The sequence below is a fragment of the Priestia sp. BR_2 genome (assembly GCF_041954005.1).
GTDB classification, from domain to species: domain Bacteria; phylum Bacillota; class Bacilli; order Paenibacillales; family Paenibacillaceae; genus Paenibacillus_AQ; species Paenibacillus_AQ lautus_A.
Genome location: NZ_JAVFHM010000156.1, coordinates 1 through 535, shown reverse-complemented (window position 1 = coordinate 535; position 535 = coordinate 1). Strand labels below are relative to the sequence as shown.

Genomic DNA, 535 nt, shown 5'->3' with positions numbered 1-535 from the left:
GTAAATAACAATTAGAATAGGAAAGGAATAAATATACCTCCAGTGCAGCGGTTTATAAATGCCAATCCAATTAAGTAGTGGAAGGCCAATAAAAGCTGCTGCTGCTGAATAAATCAGTGCTTTGATTACAGGGTTAACTTTAGGCTTTACTTGTATAAAAAACATCATAGAAATGGGTAATAAAAATAAGTCCCACGGCAAGTAGTTAGAAGTTAATGGAAATACTTCATATCGGTAATCCCATAGCCCTAAAAAGTCTCCAATCATATCAAGAAATGAAGAAAAGATAGCTACAAAAAGACCGGTATATAATAAACGATCAGCGCTTTCTCTTTTTCTGAATTTTATCCAAAGCCCAATTAATAGCAGTATAAGTGCTACTCCTAACCACCATCTCCAACTAAATAATGTGTAGTCTAACCAAATATGAAGTTTTTCATCATTCAGCTCTTTCTGCTTTTCGAAATAGGTATCATAGATGGATTCTTTATCTTTCATTAGTTTTCCCCTTCAATATTATGTAGTACCTTAGATA

General features: G+C 33.3%; 1 protein-coding gene. It reads right to left on the bottom strand.

The window, feature by feature from the left end:
- Positions 1 to 498 (bottom strand): CBO0543 family protein (locus RB298_RS07090; protein WP_486046559.1); only part of this gene is annotated, 498 nt, incomplete at its 3' end.
- Between the last annotated feature and the right edge of the window lie 37 nt (positions 499 to 535).